Here is a 15,637-nt window from a genome sequence, read left to right as displayed (position 1 = left end):
CCAGTGAATACGGAAGGCGCCCGCAAAGGCGCCTTCCGTCTCTTTGATATATCTTGTTCCGGGAACGTTAGATGACACCAACCGCCGCTACTCTATTGCACTGCGGACGCCATCGCCTCGATCTTTCCTATCCTAGGGTAATGGGCATTCTCAATGTCACCCCCGACTCGTTCTCCGATGGTGGTCGTTATGTCATGCGTGATGAGGCCTTGCGCCATGCGGAAACAATGCTGGCGGAAGGGGCGGCGATCATCGATGTAGGTGGTGAATCCACCCGTCCGGGCGCTACACCGACGACAGTCCAGCAGGAGCTCGACCGAGTGATTCCGGTTGTCGAATTTCTGGTGCGGGAGTTGGATGCATTGGTATCGGTAGATACCAGCTCGCCTGAAGTAATGCGCGAGGCCGCCGAAAGCGGGGCAGGGATGATCAATGATGTACGTGCGTTACGCCGACCCGGTGCCATCGAGACTGCCGCACGCTATGGCTTGCCGGTTTGCTTGATGCACATGCTTGGCGAGCCGGAAGACATGCAGCAGGCTCCTCACTACGATGAACCGGTAGAGCAGGCGGTACTGCGCTTTCTTGAAGCTCGCGTGATTGCCTGTGAAGCAGGCGGTGTCCGCCGTGAACAACTACTGCTTGACCCGGGGTTCGGCTTTGCTAAAACGACCGAGCATAACCTTCGCCTACTCAAGCGCCTATCGGCATTGGCCAAGCTCGAGTTGCCATTGATGGTCGGCATGTCGCGCAAGAGCATGATAGGCAAGGTTCTTGGGCGAGCCGTTGAAGAGCGCTTACATGGGGGGCTGGCTTTGTCATCCTTGGCAGTGGATCGTGGTGCGCGGTTGATACGCGTGCACGATGTTGCCCCTCACGTAGATGCAATCAATATGACCTGGAGCGTGTTACAGGAAGGCACTGAGCTATGACGAGACGTTATTTTGGTACCGACGGTATCCGTGGAACCGTTGGCGAATATCCCATTACCGCAGATTTCATGCTCAAGCTGGGCTGGGCCATGGGGCGTGTTTTAAACAAGCAAGATGGTCGAGCCAAAGTGTTGATCGGCAAGGACACGCGCATCTCGGGTTACATGTTCGAGTCGGCTTTGGAGGCAGGTTTGTCCGCAGCAGGTGTCGATGTCTCCTTGCTGGGGCCGATGCCGACGCCAGGGATCGCCTATCTGACGCGCACACTGCGAGCCGATGCCGGTATCGTGATTTCAGCATCGCACAATGCTTTTCAGGACAATGGCATCAAGTTCTTCTCTGCGGATGGCACTAAGCTACCCGATGAAATCGAGACTCGCATTGAAGAGGAGATAGATAAGCCTCTCGAAACGGTACCCGCCGATCGTCTGGGCAAGGCTTCTCGCATTGGCGATGCCGATGGCCGCTACATCGAGTTCTGCAAGTCTACCGTACCCCATCGTATGACCCTTCGTGGCCTGAATATCGTGCTGGATTGTGCTCATGGCGCAACTTATCACATCGCCCCCAGCGTTTTTCGCGAGCTGGGAGCCAAGATAAGTTTGCTGGGCGCAGAGCCCGACGGTTTGAATATCAATCAGCGAGTAGGCTCTACCTATCCCGCCTCGCTGCGTGCGGCTGTCATCGAGCGCGGTGCCGATCTGGGTATCGCTTTCGATGGCGATGGTGATCGCGTGGTACTGGTCGATGCGGACGGTCAGGAAGTCGATGGCGACGACATCATCTACATGATCGCCAAGGATCGCCATGACCGTGGCGAACTGGATGGGGGCGTCGTGGGTACGCTGATGAGCAACTTCGGACTGGCGGCTGCTCTGGAAGCACTGGATATTCCTTTCGAGCGCGCCAAGGTCGGTGATCGCTATGTGATGGAGCGTCTTGCAGCCAAGGGCTGGCACCTCGGAGGGGAGTCCTCGGGACACATCGTCTGTGGTCATGTTCAGACCACCGGGGATGGTGTCGTGTCGGCCTTGCAAGTGCTGGCGATCATGGTCAGTCAGAACTGCTCGCTTGCAGAGCTCAAAGGCTTCGAAAAGACGCCTCAAGCCTTGATCAACGTACGTCTGACGCCTGGAACCGATAAGCAGGCATTGCTTGAAAACGACCGTTTGCGTGAAACGGTTTCCAGCGTCGAGGTAGAACTTGGTGACGAAGGCCGAGTGCTGTTACGCCCTTCGGGTACGGAGCCGCTGATTCGAGTGATGGTCGAAGGGCGGCCTCATCTTGATGTCGATGCTTTAGCGCGGCGTATTGCGGCGGAAGTTGAAATATTGATGGCCTAGGAGGCTGGTAGCGTCGTAGTTACAGGCATGCTGGTTGTCTTGGCTCGGCGACTCCTATACCATTTTGCACCACTTCGAGAAAGGGGGGCTTCATGCGTGTGCCATTGATCGCCGGCAACTGGAAGATGAACGGTTCCCTGGCGCTGGTTGAGCAGTTTGGTCAAGCCTTTGGCGAAGCCAATCTATCCTCATCGATGGAGATTGCCATACTACCTCCATCGCCCTATTTGGCCGCGGCACAGACGGCGTTTGAAAAGACCCCGCTCCGGTTGGGTGCGCAAACGGTGAACCCTGAGCCATCTGGTGCTTACACCGGCGAGGTAAGTGCCAGCATGCTTTCGGAATTCGGCGTGCATTATGTGCTGGCAGGGCATTCGGAGCGTCGTTCGCTTTATCACGAAGACGACAAGGCGGTCCTGGTACGAGTTCAGGCCGTTTTGAATGAGGGTCTTACGCCGATTCTCTGTGTCGGCGAAACGCTAGCCGAACGGGATGAAGGACGCACTGAAGCGACCGTGTTGAGTCAAGTGAAGACCGTATTCGATATGCTCAATGCCCAGCAGCGTCAACATGTGGTCATTGCCTATGAGCCTGTGTGGGCCATTGGCACCGGAAGAACCGCTACCCCGGAGCAGGCGCAGACTGTTCATGCGGCCATTCGCGCCTATCTCGTTGAGTATGATAAGCAGATGGCTTCTACGCTGCGTTTGCTTTATGGCGGTAGTATGAAACGTGAGAATGCGGCTGAGCTGCTTGCTCAGCCAGATATCGATGGCGGCCTGATAGGCGGAGCCTCACTCAAGGTCGACGATTTTTTAGCCATTTGCCAGTCAGTAGGTTAATACATGCAAGTTGTCATTCTCATCATTCATGTGGTGATTGCCATTGCGCTGGTCGCGCTCATTCTTTTGCAACAAGGCAAGGGGGCCGAAGCGGGCGCATCGTTCGGTGGCGGAGCTTCTCAGACCGTTTTCGGTTCCCGGGGGAGTGGTAGTTTTCTGGCTAAATTGACGGGAGTGTTGGCTGCCGCCTTCTTTGCCACCTCGTTGACACTTGCCTATTTTGCTTCTCAAGCGGGAGATGCTCCGGAGCAGGGCATTCCGGATGCTGAATTGATCGAGCAGCGGAACGCGCCACCTACCCTTGACGAAGAGCCGCAAAGCACGGATAATACTGCGCCAGCGCTAGAGGTCGGTGGGGAGCAGCAGTAACCGGTTGATATGTCTGGCGTTAGGCGAACGAAGTTTCGCCTGGTTTGTTCATCCCCTGTTGCCGAAGTGGTGGAATTGGTAGACACGCTATCTTGAGGGGGTAGTGACCTTATGGTCGTGGGGGTTCAAGTCCCCCCTTCGGCACCAATGATGTTGCTTGTATCAAGGAAAAAGCGTGATTGTCTCGTATCATCATGCGTAATGCGCTTCCTTGACCCAGCAGCAAGCAAGTTCTTATACTTGTCAGCTTATGATGCGGGGTGGAGCAGTCTGGTAGCTCGTCGGGCTCATAACCCGAAGGTCGTCGGTTCAAATCCGGCCCCCGCTACCAAGTTTCTTATGCAAGGCCCCTTCCATTGAAGGGGCTTTTTGTTAGCGGTTCACTTTTTGCAGCTAACATCAGTCAGCCACCTAGCTTTCCTCTCACTCCTGGTCAGGTGCCTGATGCAACTGTTGTAGGAGTTTTGTTTGTGGCAATCAATGACGTCGCACTTAAAGCGCTCATCGAGCCGGCGATAACGGCCATGGGCTTCGAGCTCTGGGGAGTTGAGCGTACCGCTCAAGGCAGACACTCACGCCTGGTGGTATACATCGATAGCCATGACGGCGTCACAGTTGACCATTGCGCAGAAGTTAGCCGTCAAGTGAGTGCGATTCTGGATGTCGAGGATCCGATCTCTGGCCAGTATCGACTGGAGGTGTCTTCTCCAGGCATGGATCGCCCACTTTTCACCCTCGAGCAGTTCGAGCGTTACAAAGGCAACAATGTCGCGTTACGCTTACGCGTTCCTTATGACGGCCGTCGCAAATTCAAGGGATTGCTGGCGGGTATCGAGGATGACGAGGTGCTGTTGCACCTTGAAGGCGAAGAGTACTGCTTTCCCATCGATGGGATCGAGCAGGCGCGGGTTGTTCCGCAGTTCGATACCTGAGGACTGGTTTTTTGGCGAGGCTTTAGCATGAGTAAAGAGATTCTGCTGGTCGTTGACGCGATCTCGAACGAGAAGGGTGTGCCCCGCGACGTCATCTTCGAGGCAGTCGAAGCGGCACTGGCAAGCGCATCACGTAAGCGTTTCGAGGGCGAAGAAGCAAACGTTCGCGTCAAGATCGATCGTATGACCGGGGACTACGAAACATTTCGCCGCTGGGTCGTCGTCGAGGATGACGAGTTCGAGACCCCGGATGCCGAGATCAAACAGTCCTATGCGGAGCGTCGCGATCCGCCGTTGACCTTGGGAGACGTGGTCGAAGAGCGCATCGAGAATGCCGCCTTTGGCCGTATTGCCGCCCAGACCGCCAAACAGGTCATCGTGCAGAAGGTGCGTGAAGCAGAGCGTGCTCAAGTCGTGCGCCAGTATGCCGAGCGTGAGGGCGAGCTGGTGGCGGGCATCGTCAAAAAGACGACCCGTGACGGGCTGATCATCGATCTAGGGGACAATGCGGAAGCATTCTTGCCTCGTAGTGAAATGATTCCGGGTGAACGCTATCGCATGAACGAACGCGTACGCGCTTTGCTATGGAAGGTCGAGCCGGAAGCACGAGGCGCGCAGTTGATTCTCACCCGGACGCGCCCCGATCTGATTATCGAACTGTTCAAGATCGAAGTGCCGGAAATCGCCGAGCAACTCATCGAAATAAAAGGCGCGGCCCGCGATCCAGGTTCTCGCGCCAAGATCGCGGTGAAGACCAACGATCGCCGAATCGATCCTGTTGGTGCCTGTGTCGGTATGCGAGGCTCCAGGGTTCAGGCAGTTTCCAACGAACTGCAGAATGAGCGTGTCGACATCATCTTGTGGGACGACAATCCCGCGCAGTTGGTCATCAACGCGATGGCGCCGGCAGAAGTGGCTTCCATTCTCGTCGATGAAGACGCGCACTCCATGGATGTCGCCGTGGGTGAGGATAATCTGGCCCAAGCCATCGGGCGTAGTGGACAGAACGTGCGTCTGGCCAGTGAGCTGACCGGTTGGGCGCTCAACGTGATGACTGAAGATGAGGCCGAGGGAAAACGCGAGCAGGAAGTCGATAGTCAGGTTGAATATTTCATCAACCATCTCGAAATCGATGAAGAGCTGGCGCGCATATTGGTCGAGGAGGGTTTTACCTCCCTCGAAGAGTTGGCCTATGTGCCTCTTGAAGAAATGCTGGAAATCGAAGAGTTCGACGAAGACCTGGTGGAAGAACTTCGCGCGCGGGCCAAGGATGAGCTGCTGACTCTGGCGATTGCTTCCGAAGAGGTTCTCGATGGCGCTCAACCCGCCGACGATCTGCTGGAAATGGAAGGAATGGATCGCCACCTGGCTTTCATTCTAGCCAGCCGCGGTATTGTCACGATGGAAGATCTCGCCGAGCAGGCCATCGACGACCTCAAGGATATCGAGAGTATCGACGAAGAGCGCGCCGCGTCACTGATAATGACCGCCCGTGCGCCCTGGTTCGCAAGCGAAAGTAACTAGGTCATGGGCTCAGGAGGGTCGTAATGTCAGAAATGACAGTGAAGGATTTCGCAGTCAAGGTAGGTCGTGATACGTCCCGCCTGCTGGAGCAAATGAAAGAAGCCGGTCTTCCCCATCAGGGCGAGAGTGATGCCGTGTCCGAAGAGGACAAGCAACGCCTGCTGGATCACTTGACCAAAAGTCATGGCGGTGGTCGCGGTGCCAAGAACCGTATCACGCTAACCCGTCAGACCAAGAGCCGCATCAGATCCGGCGAAGGTCGTGGCAAGACCATAGAAGTGCAGGTGCGTAAGAAGCGCACCTACGTCAAGCGTGCCGAGGAAGAGGTTGCCGAGCAGCCTGCTCAGCCGGAGCAAGGGCCACGTCAATTGGTCGGCGACATGGCGAATGCTACTCAGGCTCGCGTCGAGGCGGAGCAGGCCGAGCGTGCTCAAGCCGAGGCTGAGCAGGCAGAAAAGTCTCAAGCTGCGGCTCAGGAGCAAGCACCTGCTTCTCAGCCAGAGGTTGCTGCAACCCCCTCTCCGCAAGAGGAAGCGGCACCGACGCAAGAGGCCAAGAAGCCTAGCAAGCCAGAGATTCCTCAAAGTGACGAGCCGGTTGTCGAGGCACCTCCCAAGGAGCCTCGTAACGACAATCGTCGTGCACAGAAGAAAGCGCCGGCCAAGAAGGGCCGCGACACCAGCCGTGACGAAGATCGCGAAGAACGCAGCGAGCGCCGTCGTGGTACCGGCAAGAAAGTCAAACGTGCCGAGCGCCGCGGCAGCCGCCGCGGTGGTCGTGAAAGCGGCGGTAAGCACTCCTTCCAGAAGCCGACTCAACCGATCGTGCGCGAGGTGGCCATTCCGGAATCGATCAGCGTCGCCGAACTTGCGGACAAGATGGCGATCAAGGCCAACGAAGTCATCAAGGCCATGTTCACCATGGGGGCAGCGGTCACCATCAACCAGACCATCGATCAGGACACCGCGGCGATCGTCGTCGAGGAAATGGGCCACACGCCCAAGCTGGTCAAGGACGATGCGCTGGAAACCGAGGTGCTCGAAGGTATCTCCTACGAGGGTGAAGAGATTACACGCTCGCCCGTGGTCACGGTCATGGGGCATGTCGACCATGGTAAGACGTCGCTACTCGATTTCATTCGGCGCACCAAGGTGGCGACTGGTGAGGCCGGCGGTATTACCCAGCACATCGGTGCGTACCATGTCGGCAATCAGCAGGAAGGCGTTACTTTCCTGGATACACCGGGCCACGCAGCTTTTACCGCCATGCGTGCACGCGGTGCCCAGGCGACGGATGTGGTCATTCTGGTCGTGGCAGCGGACGATGGCGTGATGCCCCAGACCGTCGAGGCGATCGAGCACGCCAAGGCGGCCGAGGTGCCCTTGGTTGTCGCGGTCAACAAGATCGACAAGCCGGGCGCCGACCCGGATCGGGTCAAGAACGAGCTGTCTCAGCGTGGCGTCATTTCCGAAGAGTGGGGCGGTGATACCCAGTTCGTGCATGTCTCCGCCAAGACCGGGGAAAATATAGACGCTCTGCTCGAGGCCGTACAGCTGGTGTCCGAGGTGCTTGAACTCAAGGCCGTACCGGAAGCGCCGGGCAAGGGTGTCGTCGTGGAGTCGCGCCTCGATAAAGGTCGCGGCCCGGTTGCCACCGTGCTGGTTCAGAATGGAACGCTGCGGCGTGGCGATATTGTGCTGGCCGGTCTGCATTATGGCCGCGTGCGGGCACTGACCAATGAGCTTGGTCAGCAGGTCGAATCGGTCGGGCCGTCCATGCCGGTGGAAATCCAGGGGCTGGATGGTACGCCGGAAGCCGGTGAAGACTTCATGGTGCTGGCCGACGACAAGAAAGCACGCGAAATCGCCAACTTCCGTCAGGGCAAATACCGTGAAGTACGACTGGCGCGTCAGCAGAAGGCCAAACTGGAGAACATGTTCAGCCAGATGGGTCAGGACGAGGTGGCCAAGGTCAACATCGTTCTCAAGGCGGACGTGCAGGGTTCTCTAGAAGCCATTCGTGGTGCCCTTGAAGAACTTTCCACCGACGAAGTCCAGGTGGCCGTTGTCTCCTCAGGTGTTGGCGGTATTACCGGTACCGATGCCAACCTGGCCCTGGCGAGTGATGCCATCGTCGTTGGTTTCAACGTGCGTGCCGATGCGGCTGCCCGGGAAATCATCGAGCGCGAAGGGCTGGATCTGCGCTATTACAGCGTGATCTATCAGCTCATCGACGAAGTGAAGCAAGCCATGAGTGGCATGCTGGCTCCGGAATGGCGCGAGGACATCGTGGGTATCGCCGAGGTGCGTGACGTCTTCCGGGCGCCCAAGATCGGTGCCGTGGCGGGTTGTATGGTTGTCGAAGGCACCGTGCATCGACACAAGAAGATCCGCGTGCTCCGCGAAAACGTGGTCATCTACGAGGGTGAGCTTGAATCTCTGCGGCGTTTCAAGGATGACGTCAATGAGGTGCGCAACGGCATGGAGTGCGGCATCGGCGTCAAGAACTACAACGATGTTCAGGTCGGCGACAAGATCGAGGTCTTTGATCAAGTGAAGGTCGAGCGCACCCTCTAAGGCAAGAAAGGAGAGTAGGATGCGTGAGTTCAAGCGTACCGATCGGGTGGCGGATCAACTGCAGCAGGAGCTAGCAGTGCTCATCCAGCGAGAGGTCAAGGATCCGCGGTTGGGCATGGTCACCGTCAGCGGTGTCGACGTCAGCCGCGACTTGGGCTATGCCGAGGTCTATATCACCCTGTTGGGAGACAATGATCCGGAGCGAGTTCAGGAAAACCTTGCGGTGCTCAAGCATGCCGCCGGGTTTCTGCGCAGCCAGATTGCTCGGCGCATCAAGCTGCGTCACGTTCCCGAGCTTCGTTTTCATTACGATGAAAGCGTTGTACGGGGTCAGGAGCTCTCCTCGTTGATCGATCAGGCCGTTGAGGCTGACCGGGTTCATCACAGTGACGATCTCGAGAATCGCGAATCCTCCTCAGGAGAAGGGGAGCGCTGATGGCGCGACGTCGTCGGGGTTTGCCAGTGAACGGTGTGCTGTTGCTCGATAAGCCAGCGGGTATGTCGAGCAACCACGCACTCCAACGGGTTCGTCGCTTGTTTCAAGCACAAAAAGCAGGACATACGGGAACGCTGGATCCCATGGCGACCGGGTTGTTACCGGTATGCTTCGGAGAGGCGACCAAGTTCTCATCCTATCTGTTGGACGCTGACAAGCGCTATCGGACCTACGTTCGTCTTGGCGAAATCACCGATACCGGCGATGCAGAAGGTGAGATAGTCGAGCGTCGTTCGGTCGCGGGCTTTACCGATGCGGATATTGAAAAGGTGCTGGCGTCGTTTTGCGGTGAGATCGATCAGGTGCCGCCCATGTATTCGGCCCTGAAGCATCAAGGCAAGCCATTGTACGAGCTGGCACGCCAAGGCAAGACAATCGAGCGTGCACCGCGTCGCGTGAGGGTTTATGATATGCGGCTTCTCGCGCGCGATGCCATGGGCTTTGAGCTTGAAGTGGCCTGCAGCAAGGGCACTTATATACGAACGCTGGCCGAGGATATTGGTCAGGCATTGGGGTGCGGTGCGCATATCACGGCGCTACGACGATTGCGCACCGGTGCCTTCGACGATAGCGGCATGGTCTCATTGGAGGCGCTGGCCTCGATGAGCGATCAAGCAGAGCGCGAGCTGCAGCTGCTGGAAATGGACGTCCTGGTAAAGCACTTGCCACGACTGAGCGTCGATGGTGACGTTGCAAAGCGTTTGTTGCTAGGGCAGTGCGTACAAACAGACACCGCTGGGCTATCGATAGGCAGCACGGCGCGCTTGTATCGTGACAATGTCTTTTTGGGATTGGTCACGATCCTCGTGGCGGGAGAGGTAACCCCCCGCCGACTGGTGGCTACCGCTTGACGAGCGAAAGTAGCCTTGTCGCTGCCTAATAGCGACATACCCTGGAGACTGCAAATATGCGTGGTCTCCGACATTTATCATCTCAAGCATATTGCTTACTGGAGGTACACAGATGGCATTGACCACTGAAAAGAAGGCTGAAATCGTCAACGAATACGGCCGTGGTGAAAACGATACCGGCTCCCCAGAAGTTCAGGTCGCACTTTTGAGTGCCAACATTGATGGGCTGCAGTCTCACTTCAAGTCCAACAAGCAGGATCACCACTCCCGCCGGGGCCTGATCCGGATGGTCAATCAGCGCCGCAAGCTGCTCGACTATCTCAAGCGCAAGGATCTGGAGCGTTACCAGTCTTTGATTCAGCGTCTCGGCTTGCGTCGCTGAGGAGCAGCAAGTCGCTACTGCGCGCATGCAAGACAAGAACGGGCAGCCCGAGGGGTTGCCCGTTTCGCGTTTTTGGATGCCTGATGGCGCTAACCCGTAATCCCACCAGACTGGTAGAATGGTCGCCGAGTCAAAACGACCCCAATGAAATCGACAAGGTAAGGATGTCCCCGTGAATCCGGTCAAGAAAACATTTCAGTACGGTCAGAGCACCGTGACCCTCGAAACAGGGCGTATCGCTCGTCAAGCCACTGGCGCTGTACAAGTCACCATGGAGGGTACCGTGGTGCTGTGTACCGTAGTGGCCAGAAAAGATACCAAGCCAGGCCAGGACTTTTTCCCGCTTTCTGTGCATTACCAGGAAAAGACCTATGCGGTTGGCAAGATCCCCGGTGGTTTCTTCAAGCGCGAAGGGCGTCCCACCGAAAAGGAAACGTTGACATCACGGCTGATCGATCGGCCGATTCGCCCGCTGTTTCCCAAGGGCTTCATGAATGAGGTTCAGGTCGTTTGTAATGTGCTGTCCGCCGATCGCAACCAGGATCCGGATATTGCTGCGATGATCGGTACGTCAGCGGCACTTGCCATTTCCGGTGTGCCCTTCAATGGCCCGATCGGCGCCGCTCGTGTGGCCTTCAGCGAAGAGAAGGGCTACTTCCTCAATCCCAGCGTCTCGGAGTTGACGACCTCCGAGCTCAACATGGTCGTTGCCGGCACCGAGAAAGCCGTGCTGATGGTGGAGTCCGAGGCCAAGGAGCTGCTCGAAGACGAGATGCTGGGCGCGGTGCTCTTTGCCCATCAGGAAATGCAGGTGGCAATCACGGCGATTAATGAGTTTGTCGGTGAAGCAGGCAAGCCCAAATGGGAATGGCAGCCGGCGCAGGAAAATACTTCACTCAAGGACGCCCTGGCGAGCGGCTTCGAGTCCAGAATCGGCGACGCCTACCGGGTAACGGACAAGATGGCGCGTCAGGACGCCCTGTCGGGCCTCAAGGCCGAGGCCGTCGAGCAGTTGGCCAGCGGTGATGATGCCCAATTCAGCACTGATGAAGTGAGTAGTGCCTTTGCCGGCCTCGAGAAGCGCGTTGTGCGTAGCCGCGTGATCGATGGCGAGCCGCGAATCGATGGGCGTGATCACAAGACCGTGCGGCCGCTGGACATTCAGGTCGGTGTGCTGCCGCGTACCCATGGCTCTGCCCTGTTTACCCGGGGTGAGACCCAGGCGATCGTCATCGCGACTCTGGGGACGCTCCGCGACTCACAGCTGATCGAATCTCTGGAAGGAGAGCGCAAGGATCGCTTCTTGCTGCACTACAACTTCCCCCCATACTGTGTGGGCGAGGCCGGTTTCATGGGCGGACCCAAGCGGCGCGAGATCGGCCACGGTCGCCTGGCCCGGCGTGGCGTTCAGGCCATGTTGCCCAGCGACGAGGACTTCCCCTACACCATTCGCGTGGTGTCCGAGATCACCGAGTCCAACGGCTCGAGCTCCATGGCCTCGGTATGCGGCACCTCGCTTGCCCTGATGGACGCCGGTGTTCCGCTCAAGGCGCCGGTGGCCGGTATTGCCATGGGTTTGGTCAAAGACGACGACAAGTTTGCCGTGTTGACGGACATCCTGGGGGACGAGGACCATCTCGGTGATATGGACTTCAAGGTTGCCGGGTCCGCCAAGGGTGTCACTGCGCTGCAGATGGACATCAAGATCGAAGGCATCAATGAAGAAATCATGGAGACTGCGCTGCAGCAGGCCCATGAAGCGCGCCAGAGCATCCTCGCTCAGATGAACGAGGTGATCGATCAAAGCCGTACGGAAGTGTCCGAAAACGCACCGTCCATGATCACCATCAAGATCGATTCGGACAAGATCCGTGACGTCATCGGTAAAGGCGGCGCCACCATCCGCAAGATTTGCGATGACACCGGCGCGTCTATCGACCTCGACGACGACGGTACCGTGCGTATCTACGCCGATGACAAGGCGGCTGCCAAACAGGCGACGGATATCGTGCTCGGTATCACTGCCGAAGCCGAGATCGGCAAGCTTTATCGCGGCAAGGTGGTGCGTATTGCCGACTTCGGTGCTTTCGTCAACTTCATGCCTGGTACCGATGGATTGGTGCATATTTCGCAGATCGTGCCGGAACGCGTCAACGACGTGCGCGATTTCCTCAATGAGGGTGACGAGGTGACGGTCAAGGTGCTTGATATCGACAATCGCAATCGCGTGAAGCTGTCGATCAAGGAGATCGGCGCCGAGGAAAAGGCGGCCTTCGAGGCCGAACTGGCCGAGTAACGCGTGACGTTGTAGGCGGTTTTTTTAAAGAGTAAAAGAAACGTCCCAGCCGGGTTGAACCGGCTGGGACGTTTTTATTGTGTTGCTTTCAAACCATTATCTTTCAATGGCTAGCGCCACACCCTGACCGCCGCCAATACACAAGGTCGCCAAGCCTTTCTTGGCATCCCGGGCAATCATCTCATGCAGCAACGACACCAGTACTCGGCAGCCGGAAGCGCCGATGGGGTGCCCTAGCGCAATGGCGCCGCCGTTAACGTTGATCTTGCTGGTATCCCATCCCAACTCCTTGTTCACCGCAATTGCCTGGGCGGCGAACGCTTCGTTGGCTTCAACCAGATCGAGTTCGTCCATGCTCCAGCCGGCTTTCTCGAGGCAGCGGCGTGTGGCAGGCGCCGGACCAATGCCCATGATTGACGGATCGACCCCGGCATTGGCGTAGGCCTTGATGCGCGCCAGAGGCTCAAGTCCCAATTCCCGGGCCTTGGACTCGGAACACAGCATGGCAACAGCCGCACCATCGTTGATTCCCGAGGCGTTGCCGGCAGTTACGGCGCCATCTTTCTTGAAGGCAGGCTTCATGCCGCCGAGCTTCTCGGCTGTAATGCCGGCGCGAGGCCCTTCATCCTTGTCGAAGACGATCGGGTCGCCCTTGCGCTGAGGTATCTCGATCGGCACGATCTGGCTGTCGAAGCGCCCCGATTCGATGGCGGCAGCTGCATTCTGCTGGGAGGTAGCAGCGAATTCGTCCATCTGCTCGCGAGTGATGCCGTACTTTTCGCCCAAATTCTCTGCAGTAATACCCATGTGATAATCGTTGAAGGCATCCCACAGGCCGTCATACACCATGGTGTCGAGCGCTTTCCAGTCACCCATGCGCTGTCCGGTACGGGAGTGGGGTAGGGCATGGGGCGACAGCGACATGTTTTCCTGACCTCCCGCCAGAATCAGTTCCGTATCGCCACAGCGAATGGCCTGAGTAGCCAGATGCAGCGCCTTGAGGCCGGAACCGCAGACCTTGTTGATGGTCATGGCGGGAACCGCGTCCGGCAGGCCGGCAAGAATGGCGGTCTGGCGGGCGGGATTCTGCCCACAAGCAGCGGTCAATACCTGGCCAAGCAGCACTTCATCGACCTGATCGGGAGAAACGCCGGTATTGGCAAGAATATCCTTGATGACACGAGCCCCTAGCTCCTTGGCGGGAATCGTGGATAACGCGCCGCCAAAAGTGCCAATGGCGGTGCGTCGAGCGGCGACAATGACCACATCTTGCATACGATACTCCTTATCTTCGTGCGTATAGTCTCTTTACCAGCATAGGAGACCCTTGGCCATCGCCGCAATCGCTAATACGCCTCATGGCCGAGAACCAGAGTAATCTAGTATTTTCTGGTGCGGCGTTTGGTCAATCTTTCGGTAGCAGGATGGGCATATTGTCGATCAGACGCGTCGTTCCGAGGTGGGCTGCCGCAAGCAATATGGCGTCCTGCGTGGTATCGCTTACCGGACCAAGATCATTGGCGCGGCGCAGCTCGAGGTAGTCCGGTTTGAAACCTGCTGCGATGAGATTTTGCAGTGCCTCGTGCAGCACGTCATTACTCGGCATGCCCTTTTCGAGCGCATCCCGGGCCTGGCACAGGGTGCGATATAGCGCAGGAGCCTTGGCGCGCTGAGCGTCATCGAGATAGCCGTTGCGAGACGACAGCGCCAGCCCATCGTCGTTGCGTACGGTGGGGGTAGCGATGATGTCGATAGGAAGATGCAAATCCGCGGTCAGTTTACGAATCACCGCCAGCTGCTGGTAATCCTTCTCTCCAAAGCAAGCAATGTCCGGTTGCACCAGATTGAAGAGCAGGGTGACCACGGTGGCGACGCCCTCGAAGTGTCCTGGCCGACTGGCGCCGCAAAGCCCTTGTGAAACTTCGGGCACCAACACGCGGGTATGGGCCTCGAGACCATTTGGATAGAGCATGGCGTTGTTTGGCGTGAAGAGAAGATTGCACCCCGCCGCCTCCAGCTTGCTCTGGTCTTCGGCGAGGGTGCGCGGATAAGCATCGAGATCTTCCCCCGCGCCGAATTGAAGAGGGTTGACGAAGATCGTCGCCACCACGATATCGGCATGTCGCTGCGCCATCTCCACCAAGGCCGTATGGCCTGCGTGCAGGTTGCCCATGGTGGGCACCAGGGCAATCTTGTCACCTTGGCGACGATGCGTGGCAAGCGTCTGGCGTAGCGCCTTGATGGTATTCAGGGTCTGCATTAGAAGCTGTGCTCTTCGCTGGGGAAGCGGCGGGTCTTGACTGCTTCATGATAAGCACCGAAAGCAGCCTCGATCGAGTCGGTTTCAGCCAGGAAGTTCTTGGCGAAGCGAGGAAGGCGAGCACTGACGCCTAGCATGTCGTGCATTACCAGAATCTGCCCGTCCACGTCGGCTCCTGCACCGATGCCGATTACAGGGACTTCCAGAGTGTCGCGCATGAGGCGCCCCAGTTGTGCGGGTACGCATTCGAGCAAAATGACCGAGGCACCGGCATCGACCAATGCCTGTGCGTCAGCCACCATCTGTTCGGCGTGAACGCTATCTCGGCCCTGCACCCTGTAACCGCCGAACTGATGCACTGATTGAGGCGTCAGCCCCATGTGAGCGCAGACCGGGACGCCTCGCCGGGTCAACTCGCGAATGCCCTCAGCCAGCCACGCCTCCCCCTCGATCTTGACCATCTCGGCACCGGCGCGTATCAGGACGCCGGCGTCCTGAAGCAGGCGCTCCGTGCTTGTGTTGCTCATGAACGGCAGATCCGCCATCAGCAGGCTTTTCTCCTTGCCGCGAGCGACACAGCGCGTGTGGTAGTCGATATCGTCCAGGGTGACCGGGAGGGTGGTGGAATGGCCTTGTAGCACCATGCCCAGAGAATCGCCGACCAGTAGCACCTCGATACCTGCCTGGCTTGCGATACGTGCAAAGGAAGCATCATAAGCGGTCAAACAGCTGAATGTTTCACCGGCTTGCTTGAGCGCCTGGAGTGCGCGCGTGGTAACGGTCTTCATGGCGTGCAATCTCGTCTCAAGTGGCATGCAAGGAAAGCTGACAGCA

14 protein-coding genes and 2 tRNA genes are annotated in these 15,637 nt (G+C 57.8%); 13 read left to right on the top strand and 3 right to left on the bottom strand.

From position 1 onward, the window contains the following. Window positions 1–71: 71 nt before the first annotated feature. From folP to pnp, 13 genes are all read left to right on the top strand, one after another. Window positions 72–932, top strand: coding sequence for a dihydropteroate synthase (gene folP / locus H7850_RS15665; RefSeq protein WP_413614167.1), 861 nt, complete (start codon window positions 72–74; stop codon window positions 930–932). Continuing rightward, window positions 929–2,275 carry a phosphoglucosamine mutase gene (glmM, locus tag H7850_RS15660; RefSeq protein WP_227370419.1) on the top strand — a complete coding sequence of 449 codons (1,347 nt, stop codon included), beginning with the start codon at window positions 929–931 and terminating at the stop codon, window positions 2,273–2,275. Before folP ends, glmM begins: the two co-directional genes overlap by 4 nt. Window positions 2,276–2,367: 92 nt before the next feature. Beyond that, window positions 2,368–3,117, top strand: coding sequence for a triose-phosphate isomerase (gene tpiA, locus H7850_RS15655; protein WP_227370418.1), 750 nt, complete (start codon window positions 2,368–2,370; stop codon window positions 3,115–3,117). Window positions 3,118–3,120: 3 nt separating this feature from the next. Then, a complete protein-coding gene (gene secG / locus H7850_RS15650) occupies window positions 3,121–3,486 on the top strand; it encodes a preprotein translocase subunit SecG (protein WP_227370417.1) in 366 nt (121 codons plus the stop codon). Window positions 3,487–3,546: 60 nt separating this feature from the next. Beyond that, window positions 3,547–3,633, top strand: a tRNA-Leu gene (locus tag H7850_RS15645). Between the two features lie 107 nt (window positions 3,634–3,740). Further along, a tRNA-Met gene (locus tag H7850_RS15640) sits at window positions 3,741–3,817 on the top strand. A 139-nt stretch (window positions 3,818–3,956) separates the two neighbouring features. Then, window positions 3,957–4,418 carry a ribosome maturation factor RimP gene (gene rimP, locus H7850_RS15635; RefSeq protein ID WP_227370416.1) on the top strand — a complete coding sequence of 154 codons (462 nt, stop codon included), beginning with the start codon at window positions 3,957–3,959 and terminating at the stop codon, window positions 4,416–4,418. 27 nt (window positions 4,419–4,445) lie between these two features. Next, window positions 4,446–5,942, top strand: a complete 1,497-nt coding sequence (gene nusA, locus H7850_RS15630) for a transcription termination factor NusA (RefSeq protein WP_227370415.1) — start codon at window positions 4,446–4,448, stop codon at window positions 5,940–5,942. A 23-nt stretch (window positions 5,943–5,965) separates the two neighbouring features. Next, on the top strand, window positions 5,966–8,518 hold the full coding sequence (gene infB / locus H7850_RS15625; RefSeq protein WP_227370414.1) for a translation initiation factor IF-2: 2,553 nt from the start codon (window positions 5,966–5,968) through the stop codon (window positions 8,516–8,518). Window positions 8,519–8,537: 19 nt separating this feature from the next. Beyond that, window positions 8,538–8,954, top strand: a complete 417-nt coding sequence (gene rbfA, locus H7850_RS15620; protein ID WP_227370413.1) for a 30S ribosome-binding factor RbfA — start codon at window positions 8,538–8,540, stop codon at window positions 8,952–8,954. After that, the gene (gene truB, locus H7850_RS15615; protein ID WP_227370412.1) at window positions 8,954–9,865 is read left to right on the top strand and encodes a tRNA pseudouridine(55) synthase TruB; all 912 of its coding nucleotides are present in this window, start codon (window positions 8,954–8,956) and stop codon (window positions 9,863–9,865) included. The genes rbfA and truB overlap by 1 nt, the downstream gene beginning before the upstream one ends. Before the next feature lie 112 nt (window positions 9,866–9,977). Then, window positions 9,978–10,247, top strand: a complete 270-nt coding sequence (gene rpsO, locus H7850_RS15610) for a 30S ribosomal protein S15 (protein WP_048308269.1) — start codon at window positions 9,978–9,980, stop codon at window positions 10,245–10,247. A 172-nt stretch (window positions 10,248–10,419) separates the two neighbouring features. Further along, window positions 10,420–12,543, top strand: a complete 2,124-nt coding sequence (gene pnp, locus H7850_RS15605) for a polyribonucleotide nucleotidyltransferase (protein ID WP_227370411.1) — start codon at window positions 10,420–10,422, stop codon at window positions 12,541–12,543. Between the two features lie 96 nt (window positions 12,544–12,639). On the opposite strand, the gene H7850_RS15600 is transcribed toward pnp, so the two are convergent. The 3 genes from H7850_RS15600 to panB form a co-directional block, all read right to left on the bottom strand. Beyond that, window positions 12,640–13,818 carry an acetyl-CoA C-acetyltransferase gene (locus H7850_RS15600; protein ID WP_227370410.1) on the bottom strand — a complete coding sequence of 393 codons (1,179 nt, stop codon included), beginning with the start codon at window positions 13,816–13,818 and terminating at the stop codon, window positions 12,640–12,642. A 130-nt stretch (window positions 13,819–13,948) separates the two neighbouring features. Next, window positions 13,949–14,803: a pantoate--beta-alanine ligase gene (gene panC / locus H7850_RS15595; protein WP_227370409.1), complete on the bottom strand. Its 855-nt coding sequence runs from the start codon at window positions 14,801–14,803 to the stop codon at window positions 13,949–13,951. Continuing rightward, window positions 14,803–15,591: a 3-methyl-2-oxobutanoate hydroxymethyltransferase gene (panB, locus tag H7850_RS15590; protein WP_227370408.1), complete on the bottom strand. Its 789-nt coding sequence runs from the start codon at window positions 15,589–15,591 to the stop codon at window positions 14,803–14,805. Before panB ends, panC begins: the two co-directional genes overlap by 1 nt. Window positions 15,592–15,637 lie beyond the last annotated feature (46 nt).

It is taken from the genome of Halomonas sp. M20, from assembly GCF_020622265.1.
Lineage (GTDB): Bacteria > Pseudomonadota > Gammaproteobacteria > Pseudomonadales > Halomonadaceae > Modicisalibacter.
The sequence above is the reverse complement of the archived record's forward strand: the minus strand, read 5'-3'. Positions and strand labels throughout refer to the sequence as shown.

Bases quoted from the DNA above. Each gene is read 5' to 3' on its own strand.
- folP (WP_413614167.1), top strand. From the start codon at position 72: ATGACACCAACCGCCGCTACTCTATTGCACTGCGGACGCCATCGCCTC.
- glmM (WP_227370419.1), top strand. From the start codon at position 929: ATGACGAGACGTTATTTTGGTACCGACGGTATCCGTGGAACCGTTGGC.
- tpiA (WP_227370418.1), top strand. From the start codon at position 2,368: ATGCGTGTGCCATTGATCGCCGGCAACTGGAAGATGAACGGTTCCCTG.
- secG (WP_227370417.1), top strand. From the start codon at position 3,121: ATGCAAGTTGTCATTCTCATCATTCATGTGGTGATTGCCATTGCGCTG.
- nusA (WP_227370415.1), top strand. From the start codon at position 4,446: ATGAGTAAAGAGATTCTGCTGGTCGTTGACGCGATCTCGAACGAGAAG.
- infB (WP_227370414.1), top strand. From the start codon at position 5,966: ATGTCAGAAATGACAGTGAAGGATTTCGCAGTCAAGGTAGGTCGTGAT.
- rbfA (WP_227370413.1), top strand. From the start codon at position 8,538: ATGCGTGAGTTCAAGCGTACCGATCGGGTGGCGGATCAACTGCAGCAG.
- truB (WP_227370412.1), top strand. From the start codon at position 8,954: ATGGCGCGACGTCGTCGGGGTTTGCCAGTGAACGGTGTGCTGTTGCTC.
- rpsO (WP_048308269.1), top strand. From the start codon at position 9,978: ATGGCATTGACCACTGAAAAGAAGGCTGAAATCGTCAACGAATACGGC.
- H7850_RS15600 (WP_227370410.1), bottom strand. From the start codon at position 13,818: ATGCAAGATGTGGTCATTGTCGCCGCTCGACGCACCGCCATTGGCACT.
- panC (WP_227370409.1), bottom strand. From the start codon at position 14,803: ATGCAGACCCTGAATACCATCAAGGCGCTACGCCAGACGCTTGCCACG.
- panB (WP_227370408.1), bottom strand. From the start codon at position 15,591: ATGAAGACCGTTACCACGCGCGCACTCCAGGCGCTCAAGCAAGCCGGT.